Raw genomic sequence first — 15,619 nt, 5'->3', positions numbered from 1 at the left:
AGGATCAGACCGTGGACAAGCAGCGTCGCAAGGACATCGCCCAGGCCTACAAGGAGCGGAAGGTCCCGATGGGAATCTTCCGCCTGCGCTGCGAGCCGACCGGGGAGACCTGGGTGGGGATGAGCCGCAACCTGGACGGGGCGGCCAATTCGGTGCTGTTCGGCCTGCGCATGGGCTCGCACCGCAACACCGCCCTGCAGGCGGCCTGGAAGGCGCACGGCGAGGCCGCCTTCGCCTATGCGGTGCTGGAGACCCTGGAGGAGGACCTCAGCCCGATCGGCCAGGGAACCTGGCTGAAGGAACGCCTGCGACACTGGATCGCGGCCCTGGAGGGGCGCCCGGTGGTGGCCTGAGTCCGGTCGGTAGGTGTTTGGTAAGCGGCGCGCCGCAGGCTTGCCGTCCACTCGATCGGAGCGCCCATGACCTGTTGCCCACAACATTCGACCTGGCCGCCGCTGTCGCGCCGGAGCCTGATGGGCGCCATCGCCCTGGGGGGCGGCGTGGCCCTGATGAGCGGTCTGACGCCTGGCATGGCGCGGGCGTCGGGTCATGCCGAGGCCCTGTTGCTGACCTGCATGGACTATCGCCTGGTCAACGAGGTCGAGGCCTACATGACCGCGCGCGGCATGCGGGACAAGTACGACCACATGATCCTGGCCGGCGCCTCCCTGGGGGCGCTGAACGACAAGTACGCCGTCTGGAACGAGGTGTTCTGGACCCACCTGGACCTGGCGGTGCAGCTGCACGAGGTCCACCGCCTGATCGTCATCGATCACCGCGACTGCGGCGCCTACAAGCTGGTCCTGGGGGAGGCGGCCGTGAAGGACGCCGATACCGAGTTCAAGAGCCACGTGAAGCAGCTCTACGCCCTGCGCTCGCAGGTCACGACCAAGCATCCGCACATGGAGGTGGAACTCGGGCTGATGGGGTTGGACGGGGCGGTCACCCAGATCGTCTGACCGCCCCGATCCGGTTACTGCTGCGGGGGCGCCGTGGTGGCGTCCTGGGCGGCGTCCTGGGCGCTGGCGGCGGCGTCGCGGGTCGCCTCGGCCGTGCGGTCGGCGGCGGCGCGGGCGCTGTCAGCGGCGGCCTGGGTCGCGCCGGCCATGCTTGAGGCGGCGTTGGCCGAGGCCTCGGTGGCGGCCTGGGCGGCCGTCTGGGCCTGGGTCGCGGCGGTCTCCATCATCGCCTGGCTGCGGCCGGCGTCGGTGGCCGCCTGCAGGTCGCTCTGGGTGGTGGAGTTGTTGTTGAACACGAAGATCAGGCCGACGATGGCCACCACCGCGACGATGGCGGCGATCCACCAGCCGGCGTTGCTCGAGCCGCTGGAGGCCGGGGCGGCGCTGTATTCCGTGCGAACCGTGGCCGGCTGCTCGACGACGGTCTTTTCGACATAGGGGTCGTTGGGATTGCTCATGGGTGTGTCCTCAGTTCGGCGGTGAAGACCACCGTCGAGGCGAGAACGCCGGGCCCTGAGCCGAGTTCCTAGCTCCGCCGCAGCACCAGGGTGGCCCAGGCGTCGCGGTGGATGCGGCGGACCAGGGTGAAGCCCTTGGAGCGGTAGGCCGCGAGCACCCGACGCTCCTGGGTGCGCAGCAGGCCCGACAGGATGGCGATGCCGCCCGGCTTGAGGGCCAGCTTGATGTCGTGGGACAGGGCCACCAGGGGCGGAGCCAGGATATTGGCGAAGACCAGGTCGTAGGGCGCCTTTTCCCGCACCGAGGCGTGGCCGAGGCCCGAGGCGTGCAGGAAGCGCACCTTGGCCTTGTTCAGCACCGCGTTCTCGTTGGCGATGCGGACCGAGGGGGCGTCGATGTCGGTGCCGACCGCGATGGGCGTGCCGGTGCGGGCCGCCGCGATGGCCAGGACCCCGGTGCCGGCGCCGACGTCGAGGACGCGTGCGTAGCGGTGAGCCTTGAGCAGGTCGTGATAGGCCTGGAGACAGCCGACCGTGGTGCCGTGGTGGCCGGTGCCGAAGGCGGCGCCCGCCTCGATGCGCAGGTTCACGGCGTTGACCGGGGCGCGGCCCTTGTCGTGGGCGCCGTAGACGAAGAAGCGGCCGGCCCGCACGGGGGGCAGGCCCGACAGCGCCATGGCCAGCCAGTCGGCGTCGGCCAGCTTCTCCACCAGCACCTTGAGCTTGGGATAGACGGCGAGCGCGGCGGCGAAGTCGCGGGACTCGTCTTCCGAGGTGGGGAAGGCGTCGATGCGCCAGACGTCGCGGTCCTCGTCCTCCTCCAGAATGGAGTAGGTGACCCCCTCCAGCATGGGATCGGCGTCGATGGCCTCGGCGGCGGCTTCGGCCACAGCGCGGGGGCCACGGGCGATGATCTGAACTGCGTCTGTCGTCATGCGCATCCGTCTAGAGGCGCAGGCGCGGAAAGGCGAGAACTTAGGCGGGCGGCGGCTCGGCCGGGGCGTCCTCCGGCGGGGTCGGGGGATAGCCGTCGGCGAGGCCCGCCAGGATGTCGCCGCCCATGGAGGGATAGGTGGGGGGCGGGGCCGGTTCGGTCTCGTATTTCACCGGGGCGACGGCCAGGCGGACGGGGGCCTCCTCGCGGACGACCTTGGCGGGGGCCGGTTCCGGCTCGGAAGCCGCCATCTCGGTGGGATATTCGGGATGGGTCCAGTCGGTGCCGATCACATAGTCGGGGATATGGCCGGCATAGCTGGTCCAGCTGGCGTTCTGCTGCAGGCCCGGGGGACTGCGGACACCGGACACGCCGACCAGCATCTGGGGCCCATCCAGGTCGGTGAGCTCCCGCAGGGTCGGCTTGAAGGCGCCGCCGATCGCCAGACCGGTGACGGTGGCGATGGCCATGCCTAGAAAGACGTGCCGCAGGTCCCGCATCTCGACTCCCTCGCTGCTCACTATAGCGCGCGAGGGGGCGTCTGGTTCAGCCTTTGGCGGCGTTGTGCCAATTCGGCGCGGCCAAGCCTGACGGCCCGGCGGGGTGGGACGGAATTCGCCTGACAGGGGCGCGGCGGCCGGCGGGGTTCAACCCCCTGGGCATGTGCGGCGGCGATCGGCTGGCCTGCCTCTTGCGCTGAGCCTCCGGCGCGATTGCGCGCGCCGACCGACTGGAGACCGCCATGACCCCTCGAGTTCCCGAGACCGACCAGATTTCCTGGGTCGCCAGCCTGGCTGTCCAGACGCTCAACGCCGTGGGCCTGGTGCTGATGATCGTGCTTTGGCCGGCCCTGGCCCTGGCCGACCGGCTGCGCCGTCCGGCGATCGTGACCATCGTCGTGGCGCCCGAACACCTTCCGAGGCGGGCGGCGGCGTCGACTCCCTATCCGCGCGACGTCCGCCTGGCGGCCTAGACCCCTTCGCGGGCCCGAGCCGTGGCCCGCTCGATGAGGTCGGCGATGCGCGGAACGAGCTGGGCGGGGAGGTCGTGGCCCATGCCCGGGATGACGTGCAGCTCCGCGCCGGGGATCACCGCGGCGGTGTCGTGGCCGCCCTCCACCGGAACCAGGGGATCGGCGCCGCCGTGGATCACCACGGTGGGGGCGCTGATGGTGGCCAGGGCCGCGCGGCGGTCGCCGCTGGCGACGATGGCCGCCATCTGGCGGCTGCGGCCGACGGGATAGTAGGCGCGCCGGGCGTCGGCGCGGATGCGTTCGGCGAGGATCTCGTCGGGGGTCGGATAGTCCGGGCTGCCGATCACCTTCTGGCTCTCGATGCCGTTCCAGACGTGCTTGTCGAGGTTCTCGGCCGGATCGACGCTGGGCTTGGTGAGGGCGGCCATGGCCTCGGGCTTGGCCGGGGGCAGGGCGGGATTGCCGGTGGTGGACATCACCGAGACCAGGGACATCACCTTCTCGCCGTGGTTGGCGGCCACCATCTGGGCGATCATGCCGCCCATGGAGGCGCCGACGATGTGGGCGCGCTCGATGCCCAGGGCGTCGAGCAGGCCGGCGCTGTCGGCGGCCATGTCGTTCAGCAGGTAGGGGACCTCCGGGGTCTTGCCGCTCATCAGGGCGGTGTAGACGGCGGTCATGTCGGGTTCGCCGTGCTCGTGGAAGCGGTGGGAGAGGCCGACGTCGCGGTTGTCGTGGACGATGACCCGGTAGCCGCGGTTGGTGAGCTCGCGGATGAACTGCGGCGACCAGCGGGTCATCTGGGCCCCGAAGCCCATGATCAGCAGGATCACCTCGCCCTTTTCCGGCCCGTAGACGGCGTATTCGAGGGGGATGCCGTTGGCGATGATCTGGGGCATTTGGCCCTCCCGAAGGTCTCAAGTTGTGGGCGGCCACCCTGGCCGCGAACCGCCCGCCGGACAAGGGCGCGGCGGGCTGCATCCCTTTGCCGCACAGCGATCCTAAGGGTTTAACTTTCCCGACGACTCAATCGAAGGTCAATGGACCGATGATCGGCGTCCTGTGGGACGTTGCGCCGTCGCGCCCCGCCTTCGGGGCCGCGAGACTGGGAGACGAGAGCGATGAGATCGCCAGCCGACATGGACATCGTCCAGATCGACATCAGCACCAAGTGCCACCTGAAGTGCTCCAACTGCACCCGGCTGATCCCGCACCAGACCCAGCGCGCCGATATGGAGCTGGAGACCTTCGAACGGGCCGTGAAGAGCATGGAGGGCTGGAACGCCCCCAACAAGCTGATCGGCATCATCGCCGGCGAGCCGACCCTGCACGCCAATTTCGAACAGATCTCCCTGCGGTTCGCCGAGCTGTGGGGCGGGGAGAACACCAATAACGGCAAGTTCCCCATCAAGGATTTCAACGACTTCGCCACGGAGCGCCTGTTCGACCGCTCCAATGGGCGGGGCCTGTGGACCAGTCTCGGGGCGGGCTTCTACCGCAACTACGAGACCATCATGTCGGTCTATAGCCACTTCAACACCAACACCCACGAGTCCGCCGGCCAGCACCAGGCCCTGCTGATCACCCGGGCCGACTACATCGCCGCCACCGGCATCTCGGAGCTGCAGTGGGAGCAGAACCGCGACAACTGCTGGGTCCAGAAGCTCTGGTCGGCCACCATCAACGACAAGGGCGCCTATTTCTGCGAGGTGGCCGGGGCCATCGACCGCCTCTACTTCAACGGCAAGCACGCCTGGCCGGTCGAGCACGGCTGGTGGCAGCGCCAGCCCGGCGACTTCGGCGACCAGATCGAGCTGTGCAACTACTGCGCGCTCGCCCAGCCCGGCCCCTCGCAGCTGGACATCCTCGAGCGCGACATCATCAGCCCGCAGCACCGGGACATCCTGCGCAAGCTGGGCAGCCCGGCCATCAAGAAGCACAACTACGAGATCTTCGACCGCGAACTGCACAAGCAGAAGCGCGAGGTCGAATCCCGCGACAACTATGTCGGCAATGACGGCGCCGGCCGCCGCGTGGGCATCGGCCACAACTCCACCAAGCCCAAGAGGCTCTCGGGCGTGCTGGTCTCGGTGGGCTACGGCGACGCCCTGGCCGAGACCCTGCCCAAGAACATCGACCACTTCGACGAGCTGGTGGTGGTCACCACCAGCGACGACCTGCGCAGCCAGGAGGTTGCCAAGGAACACGGGGCGACCCTGGTCATCTCCGACCGCTGCTTCGACGACGACCACGCCTTCAACAAGGGCCGGATGCTGAACGACGGTCTGGCCGTGCTGAAGGAAGCCGACTGGGTGATCTTCACCGACGCCGACATCATCGTGAACAAGGACCTGCGCGACGTCTTCTTCGCCCACTCCTGGAACCCGGGCTGCCTCTATTTCACCGCCCGGCGCGACTCCGCCCCGGTGGAGGGCCAGTCGGACAAGGTCAACCTGGAGCCCAACGGCTACTTCCAGCTGTTCAACGTGCGGGCCACGGCGATCCGCGACTCCTGGCCCAATATCGTCTCCGAGGCCTTCTGCTCGGCCGGCAGCGTCGACACCTGGTTCTTCCAGCAGTGGAAGAAGGAGAACCTGATCGGCATCACCGATATCGAGGTGGACCACATCTCCTCGACCTCGATCGGCCTGAACTGGAACGGGGTCGATCCCAAGCCCGGCAAGTGGCGCCAGCTCGGCATCCTGACGACCCGCGGCTTCTCCACCTTCCTGAAGATGGAAAACCTGCCGCCGGTGATCAAACTCACCGACACCCTCTATGGCCAGAGCGTGGTGATCGAGCAGAAGAACATCGATTCCTACGCCCGCATCCTGGAGAGCGGCCTGGAGTTCCTCGGCAAGGAGCTGGGGGACAAGCACATCCACGTGGCCTTCAAGGACGGCGGCGACCCGCCGGTCATCGACCCGGTCCCGGGGGCGGTGGCGGAGCCCGCGGCGGTCGAAGCGGTGCCCGCCTAGGCCCAAATCCGCTCGTCCCGGCGAAGGCCGGGACCCAGGTGAAACCCACTCCGACCTGGTGGGAAGCCTGGGATGCGGAGGAGGCCTGTCTCTGTGGGCCCTGGATGAATCTGGGTCCCGGCCTTCGCCGGGATGAGCGGTGGGGGCGGGCGCGTCACCCCTTCTCCACGAAACTGTCGATCACCTTCTTCTCGCCGGCCTTGTCGAAGGCGACGGTGAGCTTGTTGCCGTCGACGCCCTTCACCTGGCCGTAGCCGAACTTCTGGTGGAAGACGCGGTCGCCGCGCTTGTAGTCGCTGGCCGCCGAGCTCTCGGCCACCAGGCGGCCCTCGCCCTCGATCACCTGCTGCCGGCCCGGATGGCTGCCCTGGTAGCCGCGGGCCTGGGCGCGCTGCCAGCCGGGGGAGGAGTAGCCGGAGCCGAAGGCCGGGGTCGCGTCCCAGGTGCTGCCGTGCTGCTGCTGCATGCCGGGGCCGCCGCCGTAATAGCCGGTCTCCGACGAGGCCTCGACATTGGCCAGGGGCAGTTCGTCGACGAAGCGGCTGGGGAGCTGGCTGGTCCACCGGCCGTAGACCATGCGGTTGGCGACGAAGGAGATGCGCGCCTCCTCGCGGGCCCGGGTGATGCCGACATAGCCGAGGCGGCGTTCCTCCTCGAGGCCCTTCTCGCCGCTCTCGTCCATGCTGCGCTGGGAGGGGAAGACGCCTTCCTCCCAGCCGGGCAGGAAGACCAGGGGGAATTCCAGCCCCTTGGCGGCGTGCAGGGTCATGATCTGCACCGCGTCGGCCTGGGGCCCGCGGTCCATGTCCATCACCAGGGAGACGTGCTCCAGATAGGACTGGAGATCGTCGAAATTGCCCATCGACTGGACGAGCTCCTTCAGGTTCTCCAGGCGGGTCTGGGCGGTCGGCGTCTTGTCCAGGCGGAGCGCGTCGGTATAGCCGCTCTCCTCCAGGATCTGCTCGGTGAGCCGGGCGTGGTGCAGGGTCTGGGCCTGGGCGCGCCAGCGGTCGAGGTCGCGCAGGAAGTTGGAGAGCGCCGTGCGGGTCCGAGCCGCCAGCTCGTCGGTCAGCACCACCTCGCGGGCGGCGGTCATCACCGGCACGCCGTTCAGGCGGGCGATCTGCAGCAGCTTCTGAACCGTGGTGTCGCCGATCCCGCGCTTGGGGACATTGACGATGCGCTCGAAGGCCAGGTCGTCGTCGGGCGACTGGATCAGCCGCAGATAGGCGTGGGCGTCGCGGATCTCGGCCCGCTCGAAGAACCGGGGGCCGCCCACCACCGTGTAGGGGATGGAGAGCAGGACGAAGCGCTCCTCGAAGGCGCGCATCTGGAAGGAGGCGCGCACCAGGATGGCCATGTCGCGGTACTTGCGCGGGTCCTTGTCGGTGCTCCCCTTGTGGGCGCGCTCGATCTCGTCGGCGATCAGCCGGCTCTCGGCCTCGCCGTCCCAGACCCCGCGGACGATGACCTTCTCGCCGCCGTTCTGCTCGGTCCACAGGGTCTTGCCCAGGCGGCCCTTGTTGGCGGCGATCAGGCCGGAGGCGGCGGCCAGGATGTGGCTGGTGGAGCGGTAGTTGCGCTCCAGGCGCACCACCGTCGCGCCCGGGAAGTCGCGCTCGAAGCGCAGGATGTTGTCCACCTCGGCGCCGCGCCAGCCATAGATCGACTGGTCGTCGTCGCCGACGCAGCAGACGTTCTGGCTGGCCTGGCCCAGCAGGCGCAGCCAGAGGTACTGGGCGACGTTGGTGTCCTGGTACTCGTCCACCAGGATGTAGCGGAACCGGCGGTGGAACTCGGCGAGCACCTCCGGCTGGCTCATGAAGATGGTCAGGTTGTGCAGCAGCAGGTCGCCGAAGTCGCAGGCGTTCAGCACCCGCAGGCGCTCCTGGTAGAGGCGGTAGAGGGCCGGGCCCTTGCCGACCGCGAACTCGCGGCCCTCGTTGGCGGGCAGGCGGTCGGGGGTCCAGCCGCGGTTCTTCCAGTGGTCGATGAGGCCGGCCAGGGTCTTGGGCGTCCAGCGCTTGGCGTCGACGTTCTCGGCCTCCAGCACCTGCTTGATCAGGCGCTCCTGGTCGTCGGTGTCGAGGATGGTGAAGTTGGACTTCAGCCCCACCAGCTCGGCGTGGCGGCGCAGGACCTGGGCGGCGACGGAGTGGAAGGTGCCCAGCCAGCGCAGGCCCTCGGCCTGGGGCCCGATGATGGCGGTGATCCGCTCGCGCATCTCGCGGGCGGCCTTGTTGGTGAAGGTGACCACCAGCAGTTCCCAGGGCTTGGCCCTGCCGGTGGCCAGGATGTGGGCCAGGCGGGTGGTGAGCACCCGGGTCTTGCCGGTGCCGGCGCCGGCCAGGACCAGGACCGGACCCTCGGTGGCCTCGACCGCCGCCCGCTGCTCGGGGTTCAGCCCCTCCAGATAGTCAGGACCGCGCACGCGGGCGAGATCGCTGACGCGCGGGGCGGGGAGGTCTTCGAACGAGTCATAGGACGACATTGGAACATATGTAGCACAGGGCGACGCCGACTTAAGGGCCGTGGCGCCGCAATCTCCGTCCACGGAACCGGCCCGAGCCGGGTTCGTTGTGCTCCCGACATAAATCTAGGGAGGCTTTCGTGGCTGAGAATTCTGGCAATGGTTCGACCCCGGTCCTGGCCTTCATCGTGGGCGGCCTGCTGGTCGTGGTCGCGGTGATCGCCTTCATGATGTATTCTGGCGGCGGCTTCGGACAATCCAAGAGCGTGGATGTGAACATCAAGGCGCCTGACATCTCCATGCCGGCCAAGCCGGCGGGCTAGGCATGGCCCAGAGCTCCAACGGCAATGGCCCCTGGCTGGCCTTCCTGGTGGGCGGGCTGGTGGTGGCCGTCGCCATCATCGCCTACTTCTTCTATGCCGGCCGGCAGGCGGCGCCCGACCTCGCCAAGAGCGTCGACGTGCATGTGAGCCTGCCCAAGGCGCCGCCGATGCCGGAGGGGCCCAAGCTGCCCGACATGCCGATCCCGGTTCCGAAGTAGCGACATGAGTTCGCAGGACGACGAGCCGACCCCACCGCGGGCGCAGGTCCCGGCCCTGGTCTGGGCCGGCCTGGCGGTGATCGTCGTCTTCCTGTTCCTGGTGGTGCTGCGCATGCTGAACCCACCGAGCATGGGGGCCACGCCCTCGACCCCGGACATCGTGGTCCCCGCCGCGGCCAAGCCGGCCGCCTCGGCGACCCCCAAGCCCTGACTCAGCCCCGCGCGAAGCCCAGGGCCGCCACCCGGCAGGCCGAGGCCAGGGGGCGGTCGCCGCGCGTCTCGTCCAGGCGGGCGATGAGGCCGGCCAGGCTGAGGGCCTGATCGCGCGCCATCTCCTCCAGCACCGCCCAGAACTCCGGCTCCAGCGCCATGGAGGTGGCGTGGCCGGCCAGCAGGATCGAACGTTTACGCAATCTGGGCATCTGCATCCTAGTTTCGGGTCTCGCGGCCGCGATGCAACCGTCTTCTGACGGTCCGGCGCTGGCGAAAATGGGGACTTGCCAAAAAATGACGCTGGCGTCATCTTTAATCCGAACCTGGTTCAGAAGGTCCCACCCATGACCGCCGACGTCGTCGATCTCAAGCCTGCCCAGCCCCTGGAAAAGCCGCGCCTGCAGTGGGGCGCGGCCCTGCGCGCCCTGCGGCGGCTGCTGAACGACAAGGAGGACACCGGCCAGGTGTTCGAGATCATGCGGGCCCTGAACGGGACCGCCACCCGGGACGGCTACAACCGCCTGCTGACCACGGTGCAGGGGGGCCGCATCGCCTATGAGCGCCAGGAGTTGGCCGCCAAGCTGATGGATGACGCCTGGCTCGACAGCTTCGCGCCGGGGACGGTGGGCGCCTCCTATCGCGACTTCGTGCGCAGCGAGCAGCTGTCCGCCGAGGGCTTGGCGGAGGTCAGCCGGATGGGGGAGAAGGGGATCGACTTGCAGCATCCCTATGCCTGGTTCGGCCGCCGCACCCGCGACGTGCACGACATCTGGCACATCCTGTCGGGCTATCACCGCGACGGCCTCGGCGAGGCCTGCCTGGTGGCCTTCTCCTACGCCCAGACCGGCGGCCTGGGCTGGGCGCTGATCGGCGTCGGCGCGGCCTTCCGCACCCGCAAGGGCGACCAGCCCTACGCCCGGGCCATCTGGCAGGGCTACCAGCGTGGCAAGGCCGCGGCCTGGCTGCTGGGGGAGGACTATGAGCGCCTGCTGGGCGAGCCCCTGGAAGCCGCCCGCCGGCGGCTGAACATCACCCCGGCGACCCTGTACAACGCCATCCCTGTGGCGGCGCGGGACTGGTCCACGCCGATGGCGATGGCCGCCTAGTCCTCATCGCGCTTCGCTCCGTCCAGGAGGCGGACGACCTTCTCGGTCTCGGCCTTGACGAGCGCCTTCTGACCCTTGGTGCGGCCGAACTTCACGCGGTTGGCGGCGGCCTGGGCCTTGTCGGCTTCGCGCGCCTTGGCCTTCCGGGCCTTGTTGAAATTGACGATGTCGTTCATCGCGCCGCGCTCTCCCGGGGCTGGATGACCACGGTGGATTCCAGATGCAGCGGCCGGCCCACCGGCACGGCGTAGGGCGCGCGGCCCGGGAAGACGCAGTTCTGCATGGAGAGCTCGCGGCGCAGGATCCAGCGGGTGAGGGGCTCGCCCTGCGCCTTGCAGGCCAGGCCCACGGCCCAGGGCGGATAGGCCGCCCCCACCGGCCAGGCGAAGCCCATGGCCGGGCCCGCCGCCACCGCGCCCACCGCCGGGGTCACCGCCTCGCCACGGGAGGCGAAGCTCAGGCGGTCGGGCTGGACCAGGCGCATGGAGAAGCCGCCATAGCCCTTCTCGTCGTCGCTGCCCCCCAGGGACAGGCCGTCGACCCGGGCGGTGAGGGTGGTGTCGAACTCGATCCTCTGGCCGGCGGTCGTGGCGGGGCGGACGGTGACCCTGGTCACCTCGCGGGCCACATAGATCAGCTCGGGCCTGGAATTGACGATCCAGTCGACGTCGAGGGTCAGCACGCCGGAGCCGTCGGGCTGGCCCTGGAACTTCGTGCCGCGCACGAAGAAGGTCAGGCCCTTCATGAACCAGCCGTCGGCCACCACCTCGTCGCCCAGGCGCACCTGATGCCAGCTCCAGAACAGGCCCCGCTGGTGCAGATGGTCGGCGGGGCGATCCTCGGTGAGCACCGTGCCGTCGGGCGCATAGAGCGGATGGACATAGTTGAGGCGGCCGGGCTCTGCCGGGTCGTTGGTCCGGGTGCGGTAGACCAGCACCGTGCGGCCATTGTCGGTGAGGGTGACGCTGTCGGGCGCCAGCTTGGCGTCGATGGCCGCCTGGGCGGCCCCGGCGGTCGACAGCATCAGCAGGGCGGCGAGGGCGGAGGCGAGCTTGATCATGGGGCCAGCCTAGCTTCGCGCGCGCGCCTCCGCATCCGCTCTGTGACCGCCGGGGATTAAATCCCGGCCATGAAACTTGGCCGGAGGCCGGTTCGTTTGATGCGCATCCCAACCAGAGGAGACGAAGATGATCCAGGCGTCACAGATCCGCGAACACATGGACGTGGTGGGCTCCGACGGCGGCCATGTCGGCAAGGTCGACCACGTCATGGGCGACGAGATCGAACTGGCCAAGTTCGACCTCGGCTCGGGCCTCAGGCACCACATGATCCCCCTGACCTGGGTGGAGCAGATCGCCGGGGACAAGGTGCAGCTCAACATGACCAAGGACGCCGCGAAGGCGGCCTGGCGCGAGAAGCACTAGTCCCCGAGGTCTTCCTTCCGGAAGGCCGCATACAGCGGCGCGGCGAGGCCCTCGATGCGGGGCTCGCCGTCGCCGCGCCACACGGTGCAGACCACGGCGGTCAGCACCGCCCCGGCGTCGGCCAGATGCACGGCGGCGTCGCGCACCGCGCCGCCCGTGGAGATGACATCCTCGATCATCACCACGCGGCGGCCTCGGACCTCCGAGCCCTCCACCGCGAGGCAGGTCCCGTAGGTCTTGGCCTGCTTGCGCACGAAGCAGGCGGGCAGGCCGCCCAGCAGCGACATGGCTGTGGCGATGGGCACGCCGCCCAGCTCGACGCCGGCCAGGATCTCGGTGTCCGCCGGAAGCAGGGGGATCATCGCCTCGGCGACTCGCCGCAGCAGGGCGGGGTCGGCCTCGAAGCGGTACTTGTCGAAATACTCGCTCGCCACCGTTCCCGACCGCAGGACGAAGGATCCCCGCAGCCGGGCGACGGCGTCGATGTCGGCCGCCAGGGCCTGCTTGGCCGCGGCCTCCATGCCTATTTCAGCGAGGCGCAGAAGCGCTGGATGCGCCCGCAGGCGTCCTCCAGCACACTGTTGGCCGTGGCGTAGCTGATGCGGAAGAAGGGCGAGAGGCCGAAGGCCGCGCCGAACACCACCGAGACGCCCTCCTGCTCCAGCAGCTCGACGGCGAAGTCGGCGTCGCTGGTGATCACCTTGCCGCTGGGGGCGGTCTTGCCGATCAGCTTCTCCACCGACGGATAGACGTAGAAGGCGCCTTCCGGGGTGGGGCAGTGCAGGCCGCTGGCCTGGTTGAGCATGGAGACCACCAGGTCGCGCCGCTGCTCGAACAGCTTGGCGTTGGGCTTGATGAAGTCCTGCGGCCCGTTCAGGGCCTCCACCGCCGCCCACTGCGAGATGGAGGAGGGGTTGGAGGTGGTCTGGCTCATGACCTTGGCCATCAGCTTGATCAGCTCTTCCGGGCCGGCGGCGTAGCCGATGCGCCAGCCGGTCATGGCGTAGGCCTTGGAGACCCCGTTCATGGTCAGGGTGCGGTCATAGAGGCCCGGCTCCACCTGGGCGATGGTCCAGAACTGGAAGTCGCCGAACACCAGGTGCTCGTACATGTCGTCGGTGAGGATCCAGACGTGCGGATGGCGCATCAGGACGTCGGCGATCGCCTTGAGTTCGGCCTTGGTGTAGGCCGCGCCCGAGGGGTTGGACGGCGAGTTGAGGAAGACCCAGCGGGTCCTCGGCGTGATGGCGGCCTCCAGGTCGGCGGGCTGCAGCTTGAAGCCGGTGGCCGCGCTGGTGGGCACGGCCTTGGGTTCGCCGCCGGCCAGCAGGACGATGTCCCAGTAGCTGACCCAGTAGGGCGTGGGGATGATCACCTCGTCGCCGGGCGACAGGGTGGAGATCATGGCGTTCCAGATCACCGGCTTGCCGCCGGGGGAGACGTTCACCTGGCTGGTCTTGTAGGTCAGGCCGTTCTCGCGCTGGAACTTGCCGACGATGGCTTCCTTCAGCTCCACGATGCCGTCGACATTGGTGTACTTGGTCTTGCCATCGCGGATCGCCTTGATAGCGGCTTCCTTGATGTTGTCGGGCGTATCGAAGTCGGGCTCGCCGGCGGCCAGCGAAATCACGTTCCGGCCCTGCGCCTTGAGTTCGCGGGCTTTCGCGTCCGCCGCCAGGGTGGCGGAGGGCTTCACGCGAGACAGCGCGGCGGATTCGAGCGACATGGCGGGTCAACTCCCGGTCGAAGGTTTAAGAGGAACGGGGCGGGGTGTAGCCGAAGGGGCTGCGAAGGCAAAGCCGCGAACCGTCCCGGAACGTCCATTCCTGACCCCCGTTTGCCCAAAGGTCACAGGAGCCGCCATGAAACCCGTCTTGATCGCCACGCTCGCCCTGCTGTCCCTCGCCGCCTGCGGGCGCAAGGCCGAGGGTCCGCCGCCTCCGCCGCCCATCGGCGCCGCGCCGCCGCAGCCGCCCAAGCCCGCCGTGGTTCCGGCCTCCTATATCGGCCGCTGGGCCGCCAGCGCCGACCTCTGCGCCAAGGGCGCCTGGCTGTTCGAGGCCGACAAGGTCTCGACGGCCGGTGAGGTGAGCTGCGCCTTCAAGTCGGTGAGCCCCACGGCCACGGGCTATTCCATCGACGCCACCTGCACGGCCGAGGGGCCGCCGGAGGCCAAGACCTTCACCCTGAGCTTCCCGCCCGCCACTCCGCCGGCCATGACCGTCGCCGGCGGACCGTGGGGGGCGCCGGTCACCCTGAGGCTCTGCGCGGGCTAGAGGAAGGCGCCGGCGTCGATGTTGTCGAGGGTCCGGCCCGCCAGGACCACAGCAATGTCGGCGCCATTGGCCGTCACCCCGTCGGTATCGGCGAAGACCACGACGTCGCCCCCGACCTGGGCGGCGACATAGGCCTTGCCCTGGGCGATGAGCAGGTTGGCCAGGGCAAGGGCGCCCGAATAGTCCCCGGCCGTCACCTCGGCGTAGTCGGCGGGGGTGGGGGCGTGGACCGACATCTGCTCGAACGCCAGCTTGTCGCTGCGGCCCCAGTCGCGGATCTCGTCGTCCTGGCCCTCGGCGGGGCGCTGGTAGGAGAGGAACTCGAAGAGGTCGGCGCCCGCGCCGCCCAGCAGCACGTCCTTGGCCGCCGAGGCCGACAGGATGTCGTCGTCGCCGTCGTCGCCGTCCACCGTGGCGCCGCCGCCGCCATAGACGATGATCTGGTCGGCGCCGTCGCCGCCGGAGATCAGGTCCTTGCCGCCCCCGGAATAGAGGATGTCGTCGCCCGCCCCGCCGAACAGGCTGTCGGCGCCCTGGCCGCCGCGCAGCTCATCGTTCCCGAGGTCGCCGCTGAGATAGTCGTCCCCCAGGCCGCCATTGACCTGGTCGTGGTCGCGGCCGCCCAACAGGACGTCGTTCCCGGCGCCCCCGGTGATCGTGTCGTTCCCCATGTTGCCGTTGGCGAAGTCCCCGGCCTCGCCGGCCACGCCCACCCCGGTGCGGATCACGTCGTCGCCCTGGCCGCCATGGACGACGTCTGCGCCGTGCTCGGTGGACAGACGGTCATTCCCCTGGTTGCCCTGCAGGACGTCGTCGCCGCCCTGGCCCTGGAGGTTGTCGTCTCCGGCGCCGCCGAACAGGGCGTCGTCATGCACCCAGCCCAGCAGGCCGTCGTTCCCGGTCCCGCCGATCATCAGGCGGGAATCGTCGGGAAAGGTGAGGCGGCCCTGTTCGCTGACCTCGAGCAGGTTGAGCCCGAACTCCACCGAGCGCCCCTCGAAGGTCAGGGTGACGGTGGCCGGTCCCACGATGGGGATGTTGTAGGCGACGCCGACCCCGCGGGCGGGACCGGCGGCGAAGGAGAGGCTGTCGCTGGCCTGGATCGCCAGGGCCTGGGTCGGGGTGATGGTCTCGAACGCATAGGTGGTCACGGGGGGCTTCTCCTTCGCGCCCGAACAAGCTTGAGTTGAGGGCTCGATCTAGAAATATTGCGTAACAACGCAACTTAAAATTCTGCAATGTCGCGGGCTGGCGGGGCCGGCCTCGCTTGACCGTTCGGCGGCGATA

The 15,619-nt window shown here is 69.2% G+C and carries 21 protein-coding genes; 10 read left to right on the top strand and 11 right to left on the bottom strand.

What is annotated here, in order from left to right:
• Positions 1 to 11 precede the first annotated feature (11 nt).
• Both AC1RN5_RS11205 and AC1RN5_RS11200 read left to right on the top strand, forming a co-directional pair.
• A complete protein-coding gene (locus tag AC1RN5_RS11205; RefSeq protein WP_493041225.1) occupies positions 12 to 353 on the top strand; it encodes a GIY-YIG nuclease family protein in 342 nt (113 codons plus the stop codon).
• 66 nt (positions 354 to 419) lie between these two features.
• On the top strand, positions 420 to 959 hold the full coding sequence (locus AC1RN5_RS11200) for a carbonic anhydrase (protein ID WP_493041224.1): 540 nt from the start codon (positions 420 to 422) through the stop codon (positions 957 to 959).
• A gap of 14 nt (positions 960 to 973) precedes the next feature.
• Here the strand turns inward: AC1RN5_RS11200 and AC1RN5_RS11195 are convergent, their stop codons facing one another.
• The 3 genes from AC1RN5_RS11195 to AC1RN5_RS11185 all read right to left on the bottom strand — a co-directional run bounded on the left by AC1RN5_RS11195 (position 974) and on the right by AC1RN5_RS11185 (position 2,851).
• Entirely contained in the window at positions 974 to 1,417 is a 444-nt protein-coding gene (locus tag AC1RN5_RS11195) for a hypothetical protein (RefSeq protein WP_493041223.1), read from the bottom strand.
• A 68-nt stretch (positions 1,418 to 1,485) separates the two neighbouring features.
• Entirely contained in the window at positions 1,486 to 2,352 is an 867-nt protein-coding gene (locus tag AC1RN5_RS11190) for a 50S ribosomal protein L11 methyltransferase (protein ID WP_493041222.1), read from the bottom strand.
• A 40-nt stretch (positions 2,353 to 2,392) separates the two neighbouring features.
• Positions 2,393 to 2,851, bottom strand: a complete 459-nt coding sequence (locus AC1RN5_RS11185; protein WP_493041221.1) for a hypothetical protein — start codon at positions 2,849 to 2,851, stop codon at positions 2,393 to 2,395.
• A 242-nt stretch (positions 2,852 to 3,093) separates the two neighbouring features.
• Here AC1RN5_RS11185 and AC1RN5_RS11180 point away from each other — a divergent pair, with 242 nt between their 5' ends.
• Positions 3,094 to 3,324 carry a hypothetical protein gene (locus AC1RN5_RS11180; protein ID WP_493041220.1) on the top strand — a complete coding sequence of 77 codons (231 nt, stop codon included), beginning with the start codon at positions 3,094 to 3,096 and terminating at the stop codon, positions 3,322 to 3,324.
• Here AC1RN5_RS11180 and AC1RN5_RS11175 read toward each other — a convergent pair.
• Positions 3,321 to 4,223 (bottom strand): alpha/beta fold hydrolase, encoded by a 903-nt coding sequence (locus AC1RN5_RS11175; RefSeq protein ID WP_493041219.1) that lies wholly within the window; start codon positions 4,221 to 4,223, stop codon positions 3,321 to 3,323. The genes AC1RN5_RS11180 and AC1RN5_RS11175 overlap by 4 nt on opposite strands.
• Positions 4,224 to 4,445: 222 nt before the next feature.
• On the opposite strand from AC1RN5_RS11175, the gene AC1RN5_RS11170 reads away from it, so the two are divergent.
• Complete coding sequence (locus tag AC1RN5_RS11170) at positions 4,446 to 6,302, top strand: hypothetical protein (protein ID WP_493041218.1); 1,857 nt, start codon at positions 4,446 to 4,448, stop codon at positions 6,300 to 6,302.
• A gap of 154 nt (positions 6,303 to 6,456) precedes the next feature.
• Here the strand turns inward: AC1RN5_RS11170 and AC1RN5_RS11165 are convergent, their stop codons facing one another.
• Entirely contained in the window at positions 6,457 to 8,793 is a 2,337-nt protein-coding gene (locus AC1RN5_RS11165) for a UvrD-helicase domain-containing protein (RefSeq protein ID WP_493041217.1), read from the bottom strand.
• 119 nt (positions 8,794 to 8,912) lie between these two features.
• On the opposite strand from AC1RN5_RS11165, the gene AC1RN5_RS11160 reads away from it, so the two are divergent.
• The 3 genes from AC1RN5_RS11160 to AC1RN5_RS11150 are packed head-to-tail and all read left to right on the top strand — an operon-like array spanning position 8,913 to position 9,524.
• The gene (locus AC1RN5_RS11160) at positions 8,913 to 9,095 is read left to right on the top strand and encodes a hypothetical protein (RefSeq protein WP_421930963.1); all 183 of its coding nucleotides are present in this window, start codon (positions 8,913 to 8,915) and stop codon (positions 9,093 to 9,095) included.
• Between the two features lie 2 nt (positions 9,096 to 9,097).
• Positions 9,098 to 9,313, top strand: coding sequence for a hypothetical protein (locus tag AC1RN5_RS11155; RefSeq protein WP_493041216.1), 216 nt, complete (start codon positions 9,098 to 9,100; stop codon positions 9,311 to 9,313).
• Between the two features lie 4 nt (positions 9,314 to 9,317).
• Positions 9,318 to 9,524 (top strand): hypothetical protein, encoded by a 207-nt coding sequence (locus tag AC1RN5_RS11150; RefSeq protein ID WP_493041215.1) that lies wholly within the window; start codon positions 9,318 to 9,320, stop codon positions 9,522 to 9,524.
• 1 nt (position 9,525) lies between these two features.
• Here the strand turns inward: AC1RN5_RS11150 and AC1RN5_RS11145 are convergent, their stop codons facing one another.
• Positions 9,526 to 9,735, bottom strand: coding sequence for a ribbon-helix-helix domain-containing protein (locus AC1RN5_RS11145; RefSeq protein WP_493041486.1), 210 nt, complete (start codon positions 9,733 to 9,735; stop codon positions 9,526 to 9,528).
• Positions 9,736 to 9,870: 135 nt separating this feature from the next.
• Here AC1RN5_RS11145 and AC1RN5_RS11140 point away from each other — a divergent pair, with 135 nt between their 5' ends.
• Complete coding sequence (locus tag AC1RN5_RS11140; RefSeq protein WP_493041214.1) at positions 9,871 to 10,632, top strand: Coq4 family protein; 762 nt, start codon at positions 9,871 to 9,873, stop codon at positions 10,630 to 10,632.
• Here the strand turns inward: AC1RN5_RS11140 and AC1RN5_RS11135 are convergent.
• Positions 10,629 to 10,808, bottom strand: coding sequence for a DUF4169 family protein (locus tag AC1RN5_RS11135; protein WP_493041213.1), 180 nt, complete (start codon positions 10,806 to 10,808; stop codon positions 10,629 to 10,631). The two genes, AC1RN5_RS11140 and AC1RN5_RS11135, sit on opposite strands and share 4 nt — an antisense overlap.
• On the bottom strand, positions 10,805 to 11,692 hold the full coding sequence (locus tag AC1RN5_RS11130) for a DUF6807 family protein (RefSeq protein ID WP_493041212.1): 888 nt from the start codon (positions 11,690 to 11,692) through the stop codon (positions 10,805 to 10,807). The genes AC1RN5_RS11135 and AC1RN5_RS11130 overlap by 4 nt, the downstream gene beginning before the upstream one ends.
• Positions 11,693 to 11,819: 127 nt before the next feature.
• Between AC1RN5_RS11130 and AC1RN5_RS11125 the strand changes: the two genes are divergently transcribed.
• Positions 11,820 to 12,056, top strand: a complete 237-nt coding sequence (locus tag AC1RN5_RS11125; protein WP_493041211.1) for a DUF2171 domain-containing protein — start codon at positions 11,820 to 11,822, stop codon at positions 12,054 to 12,056.
• Here the strand turns inward: AC1RN5_RS11125 and pyrE are convergent.
• Positions 12,053 to 12,577 (bottom strand): orotate phosphoribosyltransferase, encoded by a 525-nt coding sequence (gene pyrE / locus AC1RN5_RS11120; RefSeq protein ID WP_493041210.1) that lies wholly within the window; start codon positions 12,575 to 12,577, stop codon positions 12,053 to 12,055. The genes AC1RN5_RS11125 and pyrE overlap by 4 nt on opposite strands.
• A gap of 2 nt (positions 12,578 to 12,579) precedes the next feature.
• Complete coding sequence (locus AC1RN5_RS11115) at positions 12,580 to 13,782, bottom strand: pyridoxal phosphate-dependent aminotransferase (protein ID WP_421930971.1); 1,203 nt, start codon at positions 13,780 to 13,782, stop codon at positions 12,580 to 12,582.
• A 136-nt stretch (positions 13,783 to 13,918) separates the two neighbouring features.
• Between AC1RN5_RS11115 and AC1RN5_RS11110 the strand changes: the two genes are divergently transcribed.
• Complete coding sequence (locus AC1RN5_RS11110; RefSeq protein WP_493041209.1) at positions 13,919 to 14,332, top strand: hypothetical protein; 414 nt, start codon at positions 13,919 to 13,921, stop codon at positions 14,330 to 14,332.
• Here the strand turns inward: AC1RN5_RS11110 and AC1RN5_RS11105 are convergent.
• Positions 14,329 to 15,483, bottom strand: coding sequence for a calcium-binding protein (locus AC1RN5_RS11105; protein ID WP_493041208.1), 1,155 nt, complete (start codon positions 15,481 to 15,483; stop codon positions 14,329 to 14,331). The two genes, AC1RN5_RS11110 and AC1RN5_RS11105, sit on opposite strands and share 4 nt — an antisense overlap.
• Positions 15,484 to 15,619: the final 136 nt, after the last annotated feature.

The organism is Phenylobacterium sp. GW821-FHT12F10, from assembly GCF_058806695.1.
The sequence above is the reverse complement of the archived record's forward strand: the minus strand, read 5'-3'. Positions and strand labels throughout refer to the sequence as shown.